The organism is Allomuricauda sp. CP2A (assembly GCF_001683915.1).
Lineage (GTDB): Bacteria > Bacteroidota > Bacteroidia > Flavobacteriales > Flavobacteriaceae > Flagellimonas.
In genome coordinates, this window is record NZ_LXTT01000088.1 from 1 (window position 1) to 16,660 (window position 16,660).

At 42.1% G+C, this 16,660-nt stretch carries 17 protein-coding genes; 9 read left to right on the forward strand and 8 right to left on the reverse strand.

Annotation, left to right across the window (positions count from 1 at the left end):
• Nucleotides 1–342 precede the first annotated feature (342 nt).
• Nucleotides 343–984, forward strand: a complete 642-nt coding sequence (locus tag A7D14_RS10345) for a hypothetical protein (protein ID WP_067033910.1) — start codon at nt 343–345, stop codon at nt 982–984.
• Nucleotides 985–1,020: 36 nt separating this feature from the next.
• Here A7D14_RS10345 and A7D14_RS10350 read toward each other — a convergent pair whose 3' ends face one another.
• Entirely contained in the window at nt 1,021–1,509 is a 489-nt protein-coding gene (locus A7D14_RS10350; RefSeq protein ID WP_067033911.1) for a GNAT family N-acetyltransferase, read from the reverse strand.
• Between the two features lie 296 nt (nt 1,510–1,805).
• Here A7D14_RS10350 and A7D14_RS10355 point away from each other — a divergent pair, with 296 nt between their 5' ends.
• Nucleotides 1,806–3,581 carry a PorP/SprF family type IX secretion system membrane protein gene (locus A7D14_RS10355; protein WP_067033913.1) on the forward strand — a complete coding sequence of 592 codons (1,776 nt, stop codon included), beginning with the start codon at nt 1,806–1,808 and terminating at the stop codon, nt 3,579–3,581.
• Nucleotides 3,582–3,587: 6 nt separating this feature from the next.
• Here A7D14_RS10355 and A7D14_RS10360 read toward each other — a convergent pair whose 3' ends face one another.
• From A7D14_RS10360 to A7D14_RS10390, 7 genes are all read right to left on the reverse strand, one after another.
• Complete coding sequence (locus tag A7D14_RS10360) at nt 3,588–4,196, reverse strand: FMN-binding negative transcriptional regulator (protein WP_067033915.1); 609 nt, start codon at nt 4,194–4,196, stop codon at nt 3,588–3,590.
• Nucleotides 4,197–4,218: 22 nt separating this feature from the next.
• Nucleotides 4,219–5,220 (reverse strand): DUF3500 domain-containing protein, encoded by a 1,002-nt coding sequence (locus A7D14_RS10365; RefSeq protein ID WP_067033918.1) that lies wholly within the window; start codon nt 5,218–5,220, stop codon nt 4,219–4,221.
• Nucleotides 5,221–5,374: 154 nt separating this feature from the next.
• Nucleotides 5,375–6,274, reverse strand: a complete 900-nt coding sequence (locus tag A7D14_RS10370; RefSeq protein ID WP_067033920.1) for a DUF4382 domain-containing protein — start codon at nt 6,272–6,274, stop codon at nt 5,375–5,377.
• 131 nt (nt 6,275–6,405) lie between these two features.
• Nucleotides 6,406–7,167: a hypothetical protein gene (locus tag A7D14_RS10375; protein ID WP_067033922.1), complete on the reverse strand. Its 762-nt coding sequence runs from the start codon at nt 7,165–7,167 to the stop codon at nt 6,406–6,408.
• 20 nt (nt 7,168–7,187) lie between these two features.
• Entirely contained in the window at nt 7,188–7,727 is a 540-nt protein-coding gene (locus tag A7D14_RS10380; protein ID WP_067033924.1) for a nuclear transport factor 2 family protein, read from the reverse strand.
• Between the two features lie 477 nt (nt 7,728–8,204).
• Nucleotides 8,205–9,047: a DUF4249 domain-containing protein gene (locus A7D14_RS10385; RefSeq protein ID WP_067033926.1), complete on the reverse strand. Its 843-nt coding sequence runs from the start codon at nt 9,045–9,047 to the stop codon at nt 8,205–8,207.
• A 4-nt stretch (nt 9,048–9,051) separates the two neighbouring features.
• Complete coding sequence (locus tag A7D14_RS10390; RefSeq protein ID WP_255307435.1) at nt 9,052–11,451, reverse strand: TonB-dependent receptor; 2,400 nt, start codon at nt 11,449–11,451, stop codon at nt 9,052–9,054.
• A 209-nt stretch (nt 11,452–11,660) separates the two neighbouring features.
• Here A7D14_RS10390 and A7D14_RS10395 point away from each other — a divergent pair, with 209 nt between their 5' ends.
• The 7 genes from A7D14_RS10395 to A7D14_RS10425 all read left to right on the forward strand — a co-directional run bounded on the left by A7D14_RS10395 (nt 11,661) and on the right by A7D14_RS10425 (nt 16,646).
• Entirely contained in the window at nt 11,661–12,770 is a 1,110-nt protein-coding gene (locus tag A7D14_RS10395; RefSeq protein ID WP_067033928.1) for a hypothetical protein, read from the forward strand.
• 250 nt (nt 12,771–13,020) lie between these two features.
• Complete coding sequence (locus A7D14_RS10400) at nt 13,021–14,364, forward strand: 2TM domain-containing protein (RefSeq protein WP_176712404.1); 1,344 nt, start codon at nt 13,021–13,023, stop codon at nt 14,362–14,364.
• A gap of 228 nt (nt 14,365–14,592) precedes the next feature.
• Nucleotides 14,593–14,871 carry a 2TM domain-containing protein gene (locus tag A7D14_RS10405; RefSeq protein ID WP_067033930.1) on the forward strand — a complete coding sequence of 93 codons (279 nt, stop codon included), beginning with the start codon at nt 14,593–14,595 and terminating at the stop codon, nt 14,869–14,871.
• A gap of 39 nt (nt 14,872–14,910) precedes the next feature.
• Nucleotides 14,911–15,213, forward strand: coding sequence for a 2TM domain-containing protein (locus tag A7D14_RS10410; RefSeq protein ID WP_067033936.1), 303 nt, complete (start codon nt 14,911–14,913; stop codon nt 15,211–15,213).
• A gap of 2 nt (nt 15,214–15,215) precedes the next feature.
• A complete protein-coding gene (locus A7D14_RS10415; RefSeq protein WP_067034046.1) occupies nt 15,216–15,521 on the forward strand; it encodes a 2TM domain-containing protein in 306 nt (101 codons plus the stop codon).
• A gap of 9 nt (nt 15,522–15,530) precedes the next feature.
• The gene (locus A7D14_RS10420; protein ID WP_067033938.1) at nt 15,531–15,863 is read left to right on the forward strand and encodes a 2TM domain-containing protein; all 333 of its coding nucleotides are present in this window, start codon (nt 15,531–15,533) and stop codon (nt 15,861–15,863) included.
• A gap of 27 nt (nt 15,864–15,890) precedes the next feature.
• Entirely contained in the window at nt 15,891–16,646 is a 756-nt protein-coding gene (locus tag A7D14_RS10425; RefSeq protein ID WP_067033940.1) for a LytR/AlgR family response regulator transcription factor, read from the forward strand.
• Nucleotides 16,647–16,660 lie beyond the last annotated feature (14 nt).

The window sequence follows — 16,660 nt, forward strand, 5'->3', positions numbered from 1 at the left end:
TAGGTGTGGGCATTGGCCCATTTGTTCAGGTTTTTAACTGTTCCCATGGTTTCTAAATTTAGAATTTACATTTTAATATACTCATTTTTAGTGAGATGTGAAAATAAGTGATTTTGTACCTACATGAACAGCCAGCCATCAAAGTAGACACAAGCTTATTGAATGTACATGTATATGATAGTGCTTTTCAAATTGAGACAGCGGAAATAGGATACTTGGATGGTAAATGAAATCTGTTCAAAAATCAGTCAAATGATACAGGGCATACGTGAATTTGTCATGTTGGTCTCTGGACATTTAAAGTATATTTTGCTTGTTCTTAACCCTAAATTGGATTAGAAAATGAAAAACACGTTGTCAATTCTCATTTTGTTGTTCCTTTTGGTAAGTTGTTCCGAGGATAGAAAATTTGTTAACATAGCCCTAAAAAAGGGAAAGGAAGTCTATGTAGTGCCTTTCATGGCAGATAAAAATATTATTGAACATCAATTATCTAAAAATGAAACCCCCACCATTTTTAAATTTGTGCGAATTGTGGAGGATAATGGCTCTCTATATGTTGAACCTAGCAATTTTGAGCGCATTTTTAATGTAATTGCCGGTAATTACATTCTGTATAAAAAAGAGGAAAAAACCCATGATGGATATGTTGCATTTGGGGATGAAGAAATCTATTCATTTTCCTTAAAACCTGAAAACACCGATAAGATTGGTGAACAAATCAACAAGGAAGTCATTACCATAACGAATACTGTATCCAACAAATCCCACGAAATTGTATATGTAAGGTTTCCCAAACCTAAAGCAGAAAAAAATTGTATCGTCAAAAATTTATGGGTGGTGGAAAATCCTTATCCTGGCAAAACCATTGGAAGCTATAAGGATGCCATATTGATTAATTTGAACGACATTGTTGATTTTTATGATAACGGAACAAGGTTGGAATATAACAAAGCTGATAAAATGCTTTATATCATTCAATAGATGGTATTACTTTGGTTCAAGTAAACGAATATAGCTCTATTCCAATGAGGAATCGGTTAAATATAACTCCATCTGAATATCACTGCGTTCATAGGGTGAGGTGGCACCAACAACTTCTTTGAACCCTAATTTTTGATACAGATTTAAGGCAGGTTTTAAAATCCGGTTGCTTTCCAAATATAATTTTTTGGCCCCCATAGCCTTGGCCTTTTCCACCATGTGCTGCCCCAATAGTTTTCCAATGCCCTTTCCTTGTGCTTTAGGGGATACGCCCATTTTGGCCAGTTCAAAATCATAGTCTTTGTGAAGACTGGGAATAAGGGCGCAAACACCAACGGCTTCATCATGGAGCAGGGCAACGACTATATATCCACCTTTATCCAAGATGTATTCCCTTGGATGGTTCAACGAGGCATGATCCATTTCCTCCATTTTAAAATACTTTACAATCCATTCCTCATTAAGTGACTTGAAGTCAGAAGCATACGCATCAGAATATGGAACTATGGTTATTGGGTTCCCCATAAATAAACATTTGTATCAAGAATACCGCAAAATTAGTCGGAATGAATAAAAAAAGATAACGGGCAACTTGCTCTTTTCTAGCTAAATCACTCAATTTTTCTTGGTTAATTACGTTTACTTAGAAAGTAAGCTGGTTATTTAACGAAAAAATTAGCTGTTTACCGAGAAAATACCTAAGATTGTATAGTATTTAAGTAATAAAACTCTTACAAGTTCCCAAATCTTGCTAATGAGACCATACAAAAAGTATCTGCCTGACCCAAACAGGCCCATTAACCTACAAACCCCCATCGGCTATGGATATAAAACTACATTTATTTTCCAAAGACATAACCCTGTTTTCATTTGACCGGGTTTTTTATTTGATTTTATGTTGCTTTTTGCTGGGTCCCATTGCTCATTCCCAGGACAGTAACCCCTACGTCACCTACAATGTGCCGTTTCAGAATTTGCTGAAGTTCAACCGATTTTTGATCAACCCAACCTTTTCCTCTGTTAGGGAAGACAAATCGTATGTAAACTTATTTCACAGAAGTCAAAGTGCAGACTTTGAAAACAACAGCCAGAATTATTTTTTGAGTTACAGCGGTCAAGTGAACGATAGGATTGGCTTAGGTTTCAGTCTGTACAACCAGCAAGAGGGGGTCATCTCCAATTTGGGGGTAATGGCCAATTATGCACACGGCATTCAATTGGGAAGGGAGAGCAGCCTTACCTTTGGGGTTAATATTCCCTATTATGTGAGCAGTTTTGATCCAGATAGAGCGGTCACCGTTGAGGAAGATCCTGTGCTCAACGATACCTCCAAAAACTCCATTGTATCTTTCCAACCCGGATTGAACCTATCCGTTGGTAAGTTTGATTTTGGGGTGTTTGCCCATAACTTGTTGGACTATAATGTGAGTTCGGGGAAATCATTGACCGACCTGAATCAAAAAACATTCTCCGGTCATATACAATTTGCCCAAGAATTTAAGAATGGCTCTGGAATCTTTGAAGATGGAAGGCTGTTGCCCTTGGCACGGGCACGGCTTGAAGGGGGCAATGACCCTATTTTTGGCGGGGGTATCATCTTGGATCTCCCCAAACTGGGATGGATCCAAGGTGGCTACGATCAGTTTTATGGGGCCTCGGCCGGTACGGGGTTCAATCTCAATAGAAGGCTTTCCTTCGGATACAACTTTGAGAAAAACCTGAACAATGACTTCATAAACCTGGGTGTTACGCACGAAATCTCAATTGCGTACTCCTTTGTCCCCATGATGGCCAAGAACATTATGGTGAACAACGAGGATGACCCTAAAGCTCCAAAACCCATTGAGGGTGGTCTAGTGGCAGACACCAAGAAAGAAAAAGAGGAGAAAAAGGGCAAGTTGGATGTTGATACCACTTTGCGTCCCACCAATAGAGAGGATTTGGCGTTTTGGGAAGAACAAATAGCAATGTTAAAGGCCCAACAAGAAGATAGTCATGCCGTGATCGATGAATTGCTTTTTAAAATGGACTCTTTAAAGGAGAGTCGCCAAAAGGATCTTGAAAAGCGATTTGAAATGGTGATGCGGATGGTAAAAAGGCAAACGGATGACAAGAAACGTCCAGATATTGAGGCTAAGGCACAAAAACTGTATTTTGCTGAGAATGAGGATTTGGACTCCATTTACAATTCCATGGCCAATGAACGTTTGGCAGACAATTCAACCGTTGCCAAAAAGGAAGCTCCAGAGAAAAAGGGAACATTCAATGGGGGAGCCTACAAACCTGTTGAGAAGTTCATCAGTTTGGAAGGGGTTGGAAAGGGGCATTACATTGTGGCCAATGTTTTTAAGAACGAGAAATACCTCAAGAGCTTTATGGCCAAACTTAAGGCACAGGGCCTAAACCCAAAGTACTTTAAGAACCCGGATAATGGGCTCAATTATGTGTACTTGGCCAAGTATGATCAGGATAACGAAGCCTATGCGGCATATCAATCCCAAATGAAAGGGAAATACAGCGATGAAATTTGGATCATGCACGTGGATAATCCTCGATATTCCAATTGGGCCGATGCCATTTTCCAAGATATTGAATAGAGTGCCCTACGTTTTTCTGTTCTTCATTTCTGAAGCAATGGATCTACTGCCCGCATCGCGTTCTTGAAGCTCTGAGATGATTTTGGGATGGTCCTCAGTTCGGGTTTGTGAAAGCTTGTAGGTGGCTTGGATATCACTGATCTCAATTTGAAAACCGACCACTCCCTTTACCTGACGCAATGTTTTGGGTGACATTTCTTTAAGTGATATAGGGTGCTTGGAGCCCTGTTCATATTTCTCCACCAACTTGTGCATGGAAGCCATGGTATCCTCTTCCGATAAGATTTTTAACCTACCGTACACATGCACCGCTATGTAGTTCCATGTTGGAACCTCTTCTTCCTTGTACCACGAAGAGGAAATATAGCTATGCGGGCCATTGAAAATGCAGAGCACCTCTTGATCTTCTGAAAAGTGCTTCCATTGGGGATTCGCTTTGGCAATATGCCCTACAAGAATGTCTTTTCCATTATTGGTTTTATCCAATTCCAAAGGAATATGGGTGGCCCAAGGTTTATTGTCAACAGTATTAACCAAGATTCCAAAACTGTTGTTGACCAAAAAATCCTTTATTTCATCAAGGTTTTCATTCTTGTAGTGCTGGGGAATGTACATGGATTAAAAAGAGTGCTCTAAATTAATTCTGATGATGGTTACTGTAGTGTTCTTGAATGAGGTCCCTGCCAAAATCGCCATCAAAATCGCGCCAAACGGAATGGATATGGTTGGCATTGTTCTGGGAATTGTCAAATTCAATTAAAAAGGTTTTTCCTTGGATGCTGTAATAGTGGGGCTCGCCCAAAACGGTCTCTCCGGCCCACGCAAAATGAATGTCCTGTTTTTCTTCGGATTCCAGTGTTGCCATTCGGGTTTTGGCCACCTCGTCAGGTACTGCAGAGATATATTCATTGATGAGTCCCATCAAAGCGTCTTGTTGTGATTTATCCAATTCGGGAAGCGGGATGCCTTTGGGGTTATCCGCCGAGATTCTGACAGTGTTTTTTGTTAAGATGTCCCAAGGGGCCTTTTCATTAAAAATTGCTTTGGCTTTCTGCTCATCGGATAGTGAGTTGATAAGTTCCAACCCCAAATTTTCTTCCATGGCCAAGGTGTGTTCCCCTTTTCGTGGGCCAGATTGGATAATGGCGGGATTGGCACCAAAAAAAAGGGGCGTGAATGAAATTTTGTCATCAACAACAGTGAAACTCAATAAAATGTGATGCCCTTCAAAAGTCCAGCTCCAAACCTCATCCTTTGCCGGATCGCCATATATGGAAATATGGTATTTATTGATGTCCCGCATATGGGTGTCTCCCGTTTCCTGGGCCAAAACGTTTTCCAAACTCATGATGTCCATGGTCTTGTTGTACCCAGATTGACTTAGGTGGTCCTGTAGCATTTTATGGAACAATTCCTTCTGTTTGGCATTCAGCTCCCCCAATTGAATCCCAGATCTGGGCCACATGGTAGCCGGAAAATAGTGCCAGGTTTCGCGGGACACATCATCAAACTGTAATTGGGTCTTGCTGAGTTGGGCATCATCAAGTGCATTCAGAAAATCCAAGACAGGGTCAGCGGCGTAAGACTGCAAGGAGAAAAAGAAAAGGATACAAAACAGGAAAGGGATATTATTTTTCATGGGTCTCAGGTAATCAAGCCATTATCGCTTGATTTTATGAATATTGTTTGATTAAAGATAGGGCAAATTGACATCAAAGCCTGTGAAATCAAAAAATATCACAATAAAAAAGCGGGACGTATGCCCCGCTCCTTTCTATATATTATGTGGAAACTTAATTGCTTTCTCCTTCCTCAACCACTTCAGCTTCCAAAACAAAATCCTGGACTGTTTTGTTTGCAGCCACAATGTTGACTTCCAAGGTATCACTGTTGACATAGCCTGACAAAGACGCAAAAGCTTTGTAGGTGCCAGCTTCAAGACCCATGATGGCGTAATTTCCATCGATGTTGGTGGCGCCAGAGGTGATGGGCTCATCATCTGCATCCAAGATTGAAATTTGTGCATCTTCCAAAACAAAGGTGTTTTCACCATCCATTGTGGTCACAGTTCCACTTAGGGTTCCTGCTGTGGAAAGGTTCGAAGCCTTGATGACAGGTTTGAAATTAAATCCGGTAATGCCATCCACACTGTTTATGTTGCCTTTGGCAACAAAGGAACGGCTTACATCAAAATCCAATAACAAATCGCTGGACAAGCCTCCTGCAACGGTCAATCCTGGGTCGATGAATATTTTGATACCGGTCTGTTCCCCGCTGGGAACGTCCAGTTCAAAAGTTCGTTCATCGGTTAGGACAACATTTACGCCTCTTACATGCACCCGAACCAAGTCATAGGTGCCGGCAGGGACCTCTACATCGGCCAACTCTTCGGTGACACCATTGGTAAGGTCTAGCAGGTTCACGGATACTTCTTCTTCCATCAATGTAACAAAAGAAGATTCTTCCGTATCATCATCCATTTCTTCATCTTCGCTATCTTTTAATCGCGCATCTACTTTAAAGATGGTAACATTGGCTTCCGCGACCATATCAAATGGAAAGGGGGCGTCTGTAAGTTGAACGGTCATTCTTCCGGTAGTATCACCAGGATTTCCGTTGTTTTCATCTTCAGAGCAGCCAATAAATGCCAAAAAAGCTAGGCTTACTGCATAAAAAAAGATTTTAGTTCTCATAAATCGGGGTTTTATTTATTATTAGTAACTAAACTAAATACGCAGAAAACCCCGCCATAGACGGATAGAACTTCAGTTTTTCGATGAATTACATGATTTTTTGGCAATTTTTGAGCCAAAATTCAGCAAAATTACTGCCCTCCTACGGCTTGAACCTCGCCAGTGGAACCGCTAAGATCTTTTCTATAGATCCATAGTTCGCCCATGTCCCCATTAGTTGCAGCTTCCACATCTTTCAGAAAACCGGCAAAGCTACCAGCACCATGGACTTCTTCATACCATTGTGGAAATTTGTCCTCACGACCCATCCATGAAGATTTCTCAAAAAAATCGACCCAGACAAAATCCTGCCCATCCATGTTGGGCATTTCGTTATAGTACACACCCCATTGGTGATCGGGATCTTTGGTCTTGTACACCTTGAAGACCCTATCCAGGATAGAGCCAAATTCCATTTGTTTGAATCTTTTGATGTCCACCATAAAAATGGAAAGGTTTTTTAGACTGAAATCTTTTGTGAAATTGGAATGGGCAAGGTCGTTTTCCCAATAATTGGTCTCCATTTCGGGCAGGGCGTTTGCAGCCACGTTGGTGTTCCAGTCCGAGGTATGGGCTGCGTCATAATTGTTTGCATCGTCGATAGCAGCCCAAGCTGTTGGCCCCAAACTCCAGATATATTTTCCGGAATTCTTGCCGCTGGCCACCCAAAAAACACTTACGGTGCTTGCGCCCTCTGCATGGTATTTTTTGTTGTGTGCCGCCAAACCTGATTCAAAAGCGTCAATTTTATCCGGTTGCGGAGTCATCATCAAGTTCATGAAAATTGGGGGTTGCTCGTTTTGTGCCATTGCGATAAGCGGCACTAATGCTAGGATCAATAGTAGTTGTTTCATCTTCAGTTGTTTAGTTTTGGTTATTCAGTTTGCTCTTCTTGCTCTTCCTCCATCATTTTGGATTCGGCTTCAATCTTTTGAAGCTCCAAAACAATTTCAGTGGGGTCCCAGTACCCATGTTCCCTAACAATTTTGCCATCCACAAATTGAAAGGTCAAATGGATCGGGATTTCAATTTCCTTCCCTGTTATTGCCATTGTGCCTTTCCAATCCAACCAGGAGTTTACCCAAGTTTCACCATCGTCGGTCACAACCATTTCATATTCTTGATTTTCATTTCCAAAGCCTCGTGAGGCATAATTGATATCGGTTTGTTTGTGATAGTCCATGGCTTCACTGGCAGACATGGCAACATCATTGGTGTTGTAGTATGTTTTTGAAGTGTCCGCGTACATGCTGGTGTCAAAGTTTTTGCTGTCATAATTGGAAATCAATTTTTTGACAGTATCAATTTCCGGGGAATTTTGGGTGTACCTAACCGGAGCTTCTTGGCAGGCATTTAAAACCAACGCAAGGCCAGCGCATAGAAAAAGAACTTTTTTAAATAAGAATGTTTTCATAATGTTGATATTTAGGTTTAATGTGTTACGTATGTGCAATCTAGGTCGGACAAAAGACCGCTGAGCGCTATGGCTTAAGAATCAAGACTGATTCTTGAGTCTTGGTTCCTGGCTCTTGGTTCTTGAATCTTACCATTTGTAAAATGTATTCGATTGTGAAAAACAACTTGCCCAATTTTCAACGTCGTGAATCAATCCCCTTGCAAGTGGAAGGTCTACTTTAATCTATAGGGAAACTAAAAATGAGGGACGGGTAACAGGTGAACAATTATCTCCTTTAAATGTATTAAAAAAATGTTAATAAAATATAATTATTTTACTTTTTTAAAAACATACTTAAAATAATTTCAAAAAAACACCCTTTTTCTTACAAATATGAAATTTATACTTTCAAAAACATCCTTTGGTGAGCTGGTTGCTATAAAGTAAAAGAAAACATGCCCAGATTTCTGGAGAACTGGGCATGTTGGGTAAGGCTTATTCAATCGTATAACTGGTTTTTATCGCCTCCGTGACCCGAAAGTATCCGTAGGCAATAGTATTGGGGTTGTCAATATTCACACAGTTGCCCACCAAAGGCACTGGAGTGGGGCTGAATGGACTCCCGGAATTTTCATATTGATCCACCAAAAGCCGTAGGTAGTCGTGATATTGTTTGGATATCCCGTAAAAGGCAATATCAACCGTTTCTCCGGGCTGAAATTCCTTGATAGCGTCATCTTCATCCTCAATTTTCTCATAATAGATGGTGAATTCATTTCCGTCAATAAATTCATCTTTGATGTAATAGAGCTCGGGAAACAGATCACCATCACTTTTAAATCGAAGGAAGTAATAGTTCTCAATATCGGCAGGGTCATCAAAGGTAACATTCACTTCGAGTGCATCTTTGTCCTCACCGCCTTCCGTGGATTGAAACACATCAACAATGTCACTGACGGGAACCAAGGTCTCTGTGGCCGTATACCGTTCATCATTATAGATTACTTCGAGTGCGTATGTATCTCCTATGACAGGAATGAAGTTGGATGTGGTATACTCACCATTGTTTTGGTCTTCAAAGATAAATTCCGCACCGGAATCTTCATTGGTGACCCTTACCGATGCTCCAAGAACAGGGGCAATCTTCTGTTCAGCAAAATAAGGGGTGGAAGTGCTCAACAAAATCGTCTGGTCACTTCCGGAGGTGCCCTGTTCCCAATCCAGCGAAGCTTCAATGGTGAGTCTTGGAGGTGCTTCTGGAACATCAACTTCTATGACATCGGTACAGGAAACACCAACAAACAAAAGGCAGATATAAATGATATAAAATGGTTTCATCAATTTAGAATTTAAAATTATAGGTTACAGAAGGGACAATGCCAAAGATGGCGGTTCGGGTAGCTTCATTGGCACCGGTCTCCAGATTTTGGCCAAAGGATATGGAAGCCGCATTTTTCCGGTTGAACACATTGTAAATGCCAAAGACCCATTCGCCCTTCCACCTGTTGTTCGGTTTTCTGTTGGGGCGATAGGTAGCGGAAACATCCAATCGGTAATAGGCGGGCAATCGGTCTGCATTCCGGTCCGAATAACTGGCAATGGAAACACCCTCATACTGATATTGTCCGTTGGGGTAGGTGACAGGTCGACCTGTTTGGAAGATAGCATTGGTGCCAAAACTCCATTTTTCATTCAATTGATAGGCCCCTGTCACGGAAATATCGTGGGTGCGATCATAAGGCGTGCTGTACCAATCCCCGTTGTTGATTCCGGGACCGCCCGCATTGCCCCCGGGAGTTCGCTGCTCTGATTTTGCAAGGGTATAGGCCACCCATCCAGTAAAAGCCCCTTCGTTTTTGCGTAGCAATACCTCAAGACCATAAGCCCTGGATTCGCCCGATAGCACTTCCCGTTCAATGGTGTTGTTGCCGATGAGGTCAGAGCCGTCAATGTAGTCAATTCGATTATCAACTGTTTTGTAGAAGGTTTCCACTTCCATCGAATACTCCTTGTCCTTAAAATTTCGGAAATACCCCAAAGCAAACTGATCGGACAGTTGCGGCTTGATGTATTTGCCACTGGGAGTCCATACATCAATAGGGGTGACCGCCGAGGTGTTGGACAGTAAATGGATGTACTGCGCTGCTCGGGAATACCCTGCTTTTACCGAAGAAAGCCCATTAAGCTGATAGGCCAAGGATACACGTGGTTCAAAATTGCTGAAGGTTTCAATGCGCTCACTTTTTGAATAGACCGTTTCACCAATGGGGTCTTGTCGTTCATAAATCCGAAGGGAGCTGTTGTACACCAGTGGACGATCATCCAGATAGTTGTTCAAGGGCTGGCCGCCCATCCGGTTAAAATGACTGAACCGAATCCCGTATTGGGCGGTTAGGTTGTCCGTGAGTTTATGCTCCGCATTGATGTAGACCGCACTTTCCAAGGCCCTTTTCTCGTCCAGCTGCAGTTCGTTGATGGCAGAGGTTGGACTTGTGGGCTTTATCTGCCCTGGATCAAATACATACTTTATGGTACTAGCCCCAAAATCCAACTTAAAGGCATCGTTGAAATAATACTTCAGATCATACTTAATATTATAGTTTTGAATGGAAGAAACCCAATCAAACTCAAAATCGTTGATATTGAGTTCGTAATCATAATTACTGTAGATCAAGGACAGATTGGAAAAAAGCCTGTCGTTGAAAATATGGTTCCACCTCAAGTTTCCGGAAGCATTTCCATAACTACTGCTGAAAGACCCCCCGATGTCAAAAAGATCGCGTCCAAAATATCCGGAAAGGTAGAGTCGGTTGTTTTTGTTGAGGTTGTAATTGGTCTTTAGGTTGAGGTCGTAAAAACTGGCACTGTTATCCTCACCCGCAAGTTTTAAGAAGAGATGGGCATACGAACCCCTCCCAGCGACCAAAAAGGAACCGCGATCCTTGAACATGGGCCCTTCAAGGGCAAGTCGGCTCGATATGGCCCCAATACCTCCGGTCATTTCAAAATTCTTACTGTTGCCATCCTTTTGCCGAACATCCAGCACCGAAGACACCCGTCCTCCAAATCTGGCGGGAATACCTCCCTTGTATAGTTTCAGGTCCTTTACCGCATCCGCATTGAACACCGAAAAGAAGCCCAATAGGTGCGAGGTATTGTAGATAATTGCTTCATCCAGCAGCACCAGGTTTTGGTCCACGGCACCTCCGCGCACGTGAAAACCACTGGAGCCTTCACCGTTGCTGGTGACCCCGGGAAGAATTTGCAGCGATTTAATGATATCCACCTCGCCCAAAACCACGGGCATCTGCTTCACGGTCTTAATGTTGAGTTTGGAAACACTCATTTCTGGCTTTCGGAGCACGGCACGTTCCGGTTCATCGGCGGTGACTTCAACCTCATCCAATTGAGTGGAAAATTCCACCAACTCAACATCCAAGGTCATATTTTGGTCCAAAACCACCTCTTTGGTGATTTCATTGAAGCCCATATAGGAAAAAACAAGGGTATATGAACCCCGGGGAGCACTTATGGAGTAAAATCCATATTCATTGGTAATGGCCCCAATGTCCGTTCCCTTTAAAAAAATGGAAGTGCCAAAAAGGGTTTCCCCGTTGCTCTGGTCGGTCACTTTTCCGCTGATGGTGAAATTGTTTTGGGCATACATGAATGATGCGCCCAATAGAAGGCACAGGACCATACACCCAAGGGCGGGTCCACTCCTTTTCTCGTTTTGTTTCATTTGATGATTTGATTGAGAATTTAATATTCGTTTTTTGATATGTTCGCCTTAATGACATTTCAAAAAAGCAAGGGTTGCATGGAGCGAGAAAAAAAGAAGTTAACAGGGTACTGGGGGTGTTCGTTTGGGCAGAGACGTTGTTCGTCTAAGTTTCATAGGGGTGACCAAAAAGATTGCCTAAATTCCCTTCATCACATAATAGCATTACAATGAATAGATTCCTTTTAGCGATGGCCTTGGTTTTATCCTTGACCGCTTGTACAGAAAAAAATAAGATTCCCGTTTATGCTTGGATTGGAGGTCCCGGTGATGCCACTGACCAAGAATTGGCAGCTCAATTTTCAGATTTGAAAGAAAAGGGAGTGGATGGATTGATGTACAATGGAGGACATGACCCACAAACCTATAAAAGGGTGGGAAAATTGGTGAAAGAGGCCGGAATGGAATTCCATACCTGGATCCCCACCATGGTGCAGGGCGAAAATCCAAAATTGAAGAAAGAGTGGTATGCCATAAATGGAAAAGGGGAGTCGGCCTTTGAAAAACCAGTCTATGTGCCCCATTACACCTTTCTATGTCCGAGTAAGGAAGGAGTTTATAATTTTTTGGCCGATCTCTATGGAAGTGTGGCCGATATAGAAGAGGTAGATGGGATTCATTTGGATTACATTCGCTTTCCCGATGTGATTTTGGCCCGCGGCCTTTGGGACAAATACGGTTTGGTGATGGATAAGGAATACCCCCAGTTTGATTATTGCTATTGCGATGATTGTACATCGGCCTTTAAAGAAAAGACAGGAATTGACATCAATGAAGCTGAAGACCCTTCGCAAGTGCCTGAATGGAAACAATTCCGATATGACCTTATTACCAGTATCGTCAATCGATTGGCGGATGTGGTGCATGCCAAGAACAAAAAAATAAACGCAGCGGTTTTCCCTGGCCCCTCCATTGCCAAAAAATTGGTGCGACAGGATTGGGGCAAATGGAATTTGGATGCCATCTATCCCATGAACTATAATGACTTTTACCTGAAAGGACCGGAATGGGTAGGCGAAATGGTGGAAGAAGAAGTGGCCACTGCAAAAAAAGGAACTCCGGTCTACAGCGGACTGTTCATTTGCCCAAGACCTGAGAAAAAAGGAAGCGAAAAGGATCCCGAAAACCACGGGTTGCTCCCAGAGGAAATAGGCGCGGCCATTCAAGGGTCCATGGAGAATGGGGCAACGGGAATTTGCTTGTTCACTCCCGGAAGAATGACCGAAGCCCATTGGAAAGCCTTTGATGAGGCCATCCACAAAACGTACAGTGTAAAATAGTTGTTTAATTGCCGAGTGTTTGCCCGATGACCCACTGGTGTTGTCGGGCTTTTTTTGTTTACGGTTCATCCTCTTAAATCCACAACTCGGCACTTCTTTCTTTCCTGCAGCCTTTTTTTGGGTCATTTTTGATGCATCAATCAAAGAATCATCAGTCAAGACAATGAAAAGGGCGTAAAAACTTTTTGCTAATTTTAGCAGGTATACGCCCTTTTTAATATGAGAAAAAGAGCCGTAAACAAGACCGGGAATGGAAAAAGCGATTAAATATATAGGCAAACTATTATCCGTAGCAATACTGGTTGGTCTTGTTTTGGCCACTATTTTCATTGGTTTGGAAGCACTCTCTGGTGGGGATGTGGCTTTTGATGCCGAAATGATGCGCGAGGTGGGGTATTATATTTTTTATTCCATAGTACTGACCTTCCTCAATAGTTTCTACTACGACTACGTAAACCATAAGGTGACCTGGAAACGGTATGCCAAGTATCGTTTGGCCATAAGTGCCCTTGGAGGCGTCCTGGTCACCATGCTGGGCATTTTGTGGATTAGAATGGTGCTGCGGTTAGGTTTTGAAGGAGTGGACTGGGAAACCTTTGTAGAGGGCGAGGAGCTTGCATTTTACGTTGTGGCCCTTTTGATCACCATGGTGGTTTCTGTTTTTTTCCATGCCGTTTATTTCTATAAAAACTGGCAGGAGAAACGGGTCAAGGAGCAAAAGATCATAGCCGGGACGGCATCAGCGCGTTTTGATGCCTTGAAAAACCAGTTGGACCCCCATTTTTTGTTCAATAGCTTGAATGTGCTCACCAGCCTTATTGAAGAAGACCCAGACCAAGCACAACGCTTCACGACTTCCCTGTCCAAAGTATATCGGTATGTGTTGGAACAGAAGAACAAGGACTTGGTCACTGTGGATGAAGAACTCAATTTTGCCCATACCTATGTACGACTCCTGAAAATGCGGTTTGAGGATAGCATTGTTTTTGAAATTCCTGAAAAGTGTTCCATCCCCGATGCTAAAATCGTTCCCCTTTCCTTGCAATTATTGCTGGAAAATGCAGTGAAGCATAATGTGGTTACGGCCACTAGACCCTTACATATCAAAGTATTTGAACAAGAGGGGATGTTGGTGGTGAGCAATAACCTTCAGGAAAAACAGGTGGTGAAGAAAAGTAGTGGCGTGGGGCTGCAGAACATAAAACAGCGGTACAATATTTTAACGGACCGTGAGGTGGTCATAGAGAAAAATACATTGGATTTTAGTGTTTCCCTGCCCATGCTTACCCAGCAAGTATCCGCTTCAGAGACGCAAAAGAGTTATATTGAGGAAAAACGCTACGCCAAGGCCAAAGAGCATGTCAAAGCCATTAAGGACTTCTATAGCAATTTGATTGCCTATTGCGTTGTGATTCCGTTTTTGTGGTGGATCAACTTTCGGACAACCGATTTTCTTTGGGCATTTTTTCCCACCATAGGTTGGGGGTTTGGGGTATTGGCCCATGGCATGGAGGCGTTTGGGTACAACCCGTTATGGGGCAAACGTTGGCAAGAACGAAAAATCCGGGAGCTTATGGACAGTGAGGATTTTTGATTTTTTTTGAGAGACAAGAGACAAGAGACAAGAGACAAGAGACAAGAGACGAAAGAAAATGGGCATCTTCCATCACCCATAACCCATCACCCATCACCCATCACCCATCACCCATCACCATCCCCACAACTCATCCCAAAAAAATAACAGTTCAGGAAACTACTTTTTCCCATACCTGTCAGTATTGCGAATTTTGAAGTGTAATCAAAAAAACAAATCCGATCAGTTATGGAAAACTTAGATGAATACCGGTATATTAAAGCAAAGGAAAAGATCGAGAAAATCAAGGCCTTTTATTCAAGCCTGTTGGCCTATTGCATTGTAATTCCAATTTTAGCGTACTTAAACTACAGGACCACTGATTTTCCTTGGGTGGTTTTCCCTGCCGTGGGTTGGGGAATTGGACTTGTGTTTCTATGGATGTGCGCCAAGGGATACAACCCTATTTTGGGAAAAGATTGGGAGGAGCGTAAGATTCAGGAACTTATGAAGGACAAAGAATTCTAACAATACCTATATTTAGGTGTACTATCCAAAGTAAGACACATGGAAAATTTAGATAAGGAAAGCAAATACATGAGGGCAAAGGAACGGGTTGATGAGCTTAAAAAGTTCTACGCCAATCTTTGGTCCTATATTCTGGTCATTTCGGTTTTGGCCTTGATCAATTACCTGACCAATGGGTTTAGTTATATGTGGTTCTTATGGGCCGCCTTCGGTTGGGGCATTGGGGTGTTTTTCCATGCCGTGGGTACTTTTAACCTTAATCCATTCTTTGGAAAAGGTTGGGAAGAAAGAAAGATCAAAGAATTTATGAAAGACGATGAAGAAACAAAAAAATGGAGATGATCATGGAAAATTTGGAAAAAGACAAATATAAAAGGGCCAAAAAACGGGTGGAAGAAATGAAAGGATTTTATATTCACCTTTCCATCTACCTGGTGATCAATACATTTATACTTTTGAATATCTATCTGCATTCCGATCATTTTTGGCAGTGGCCCCATTTCATCACCCTGTTTGCTTGGGGCATAGGTTTAACCATGCATGGGGCGAAGGTATTTGGATTTAGCTTGATATTTGGAAAAAACTGGGAAGAGCGGCAAATCCAAAAGTATATTGATAAAGACAAGAAAGACGCGGACAAGTACGTATAGGCATACAACATGGAAAACCTAGAGAACAAATACGCCAAGGCAAGCAAGCGGGTCAAAGAATTGAAGGATTTTTACCGACACGTACTAATATTTGTAGCAGTAAACGTCTTTCTATACCTGATGAAAAGTGGGGTGTTGCAATCGTTCCTTCCAGAAGGATTCCCTTTAAAGCCCTATTATTTTAATTGGGTGGACATCCATCTGGTAATTTGGATAGCAATATTGGCGGTGCATGCAGCATATCTATTTCGATATAAATTGACCTTCCTTCAAAAATGGGAGGAGCGCCAAATCCAAAAATATTTGGAAAAAGAGGAAAACGAAACCAAGAAGTACCGATAACAGAAAAAATAGCCAATACCAAAAACAATGAACGTAATCATCATCGAAGATGAAAAACCGGCCGCAAGACGATTAAGTCGATTGCTGGCAGAACTGGGCGTGGATGTTTCCACCATGTTGCATTCCGTGGATGAATCCATTGAGTGGTTCCAGAACAATCCGCAACCTGATCTTATTTTTCTGGACATTCAATTATCCGATGGTCTGTCGTTTGAAATTTTTGATGTGGTCGATGTAAAAAGCGCCATTATTTTCACTACCGCTTTTGATGAATATGCACTCCAAGCATTCAAGTTGAACAGCATCGATTATTTGCTCAAACCCATCGATGACGAAGATCTGGAAAGTGCCGTAAAAAAGTACCAGAATTTTAAACCGGAAAACCGAAAAATTTCGGTGGATTTCAACGACATTAAAAAATTGTTGATAGACCCTCTGGATCGGGAGTACAAAAAACGCTTTACGGTAAAAGTGGGACAGCATTTAAAAATTGTAAATGCGGATGATGTGGAATGTTTTTATTCGGAGAACAAGGGAACCTATGCGGCAACTTCCGATGGAAGAAATTATTTGTTGGACACCACTTTGGAGCAGTTGGAGGAGGAGCTATCCCCAAAATTTTTTTTTAGGGTGAGCCGAAAATTTTATGTGAACGTCAGCCACATAAACGACATCATTTCATATACCAATTCCAGGCTTCAAATCAAGATGAAACGCTTTACTGAGCAAGAAATCATTGTGAGCAGGGAGCGTGTAAAAGATTTTAAGTTATGGTTGGAGTGAAATATAATAAAAAT

Excerpts from the sequence above, each read along its gene's own strand:
- A7D14_RS10420 (WP_067033938.1), top strand. The coding sequence starts at position 15,531 with ATGGAAAACCTAGAGAACAAATACGCCAAGGCAAGCAAGCGGGTCAAA.
- A7D14_RS10390 (WP_255307435.1), bottom strand. The coding sequence starts at position 11,451 with ATGAAACAAAACGAGAAAAGGAGTGGACCCGCCCTTGGGTGTATGGTC.
- A7D14_RS10355 (WP_067033913.1), top strand. The coding sequence starts at position 1,806 with ATGGATATAAAACTACATTTATTTTCCAAAGACATAACCCTGTTTTCA.
- A7D14_RS10370 (WP_067033920.1), bottom strand. The coding sequence starts at position 6,274 with ATGAGAACTAAAATCTTTTTTTATGCAGTAAGCCTAGCTTTTTTGGCA.
- A7D14_RS10380 (WP_067033924.1), bottom strand. The coding sequence starts at position 7,727 with ATGAAAACATTCTTATTTAAAAAAGTTCTTTTTCTATGCGCTGGCCTT.
- A7D14_RS10395 (WP_067033928.1), top strand. The coding sequence starts at position 11,661 with ATGAATAGATTCCTTTTAGCGATGGCCTTGGTTTTATCCTTGACCGCT.
- A7D14_RS10375 (WP_067033922.1), bottom strand. The coding sequence starts at position 7,167 with ATGAAACAACTACTATTGATCCTAGCATTAGTGCCGCTTATCGCAATG.
- A7D14_RS10415 (WP_067034046.1), top strand. The coding sequence starts at position 15,216 with ATGGAAAATTTGGAAAAAGACAAATATAAAAGGGCCAAAAAACGGGTG.
- A7D14_RS10365 (WP_067033918.1), bottom strand. The coding sequence starts at position 5,220 with ATGAAAAATAATATCCCTTTCCTGTTTTGTATCCTTTTCTTTTTCTCC.
- A7D14_RS10410 (WP_067033936.1), top strand. The coding sequence starts at position 14,911 with ATGGAAAATTTAGATAAGGAAAGCAAATACATGAGGGCAAAGGAACGG.
- A7D14_RS10385 (WP_067033926.1), bottom strand. The coding sequence starts at position 9,047 with ATGAAACCATTTTATATCATTTATATCTGCCTTTTGTTTGTTGGTGTT.
- A7D14_RS10345 (WP_067033910.1), top strand. The coding sequence starts at position 343 with ATGAAAAACACGTTGTCAATTCTCATTTTGTTGTTCCTTTTGGTAAGT.
- A7D14_RS10400 (WP_176712404.1), top strand. The coding sequence starts at position 13,021 with ATGGAAAAAGCGATTAAATATATAGGCAAACTATTATCCGTAGCAATA.
- A7D14_RS10360 (WP_067033915.1), bottom strand. The coding sequence starts at position 4,196 with ATGTACATTCCCCAGCACTACAAGAATGAAAACCTTGATGAAATAAAG.
- A7D14_RS10425 (WP_067033940.1), top strand. The coding sequence starts at position 15,891 with ATGAACGTAATCATCATCGAAGATGAAAAACCGGCCGCAAGACGATTA.
- A7D14_RS10405 (WP_067033930.1), top strand. The coding sequence starts at position 14,593 with ATGGAAAACTTAGATGAATACCGGTATATTAAAGCAAAGGAAAAGATC.
- A7D14_RS10350 (WP_067033911.1), bottom strand. The coding sequence starts at position 1,509 with ATGGGGAACCCAATAACCATAGTTCCATATTCTGATGCGTATGCTTCT.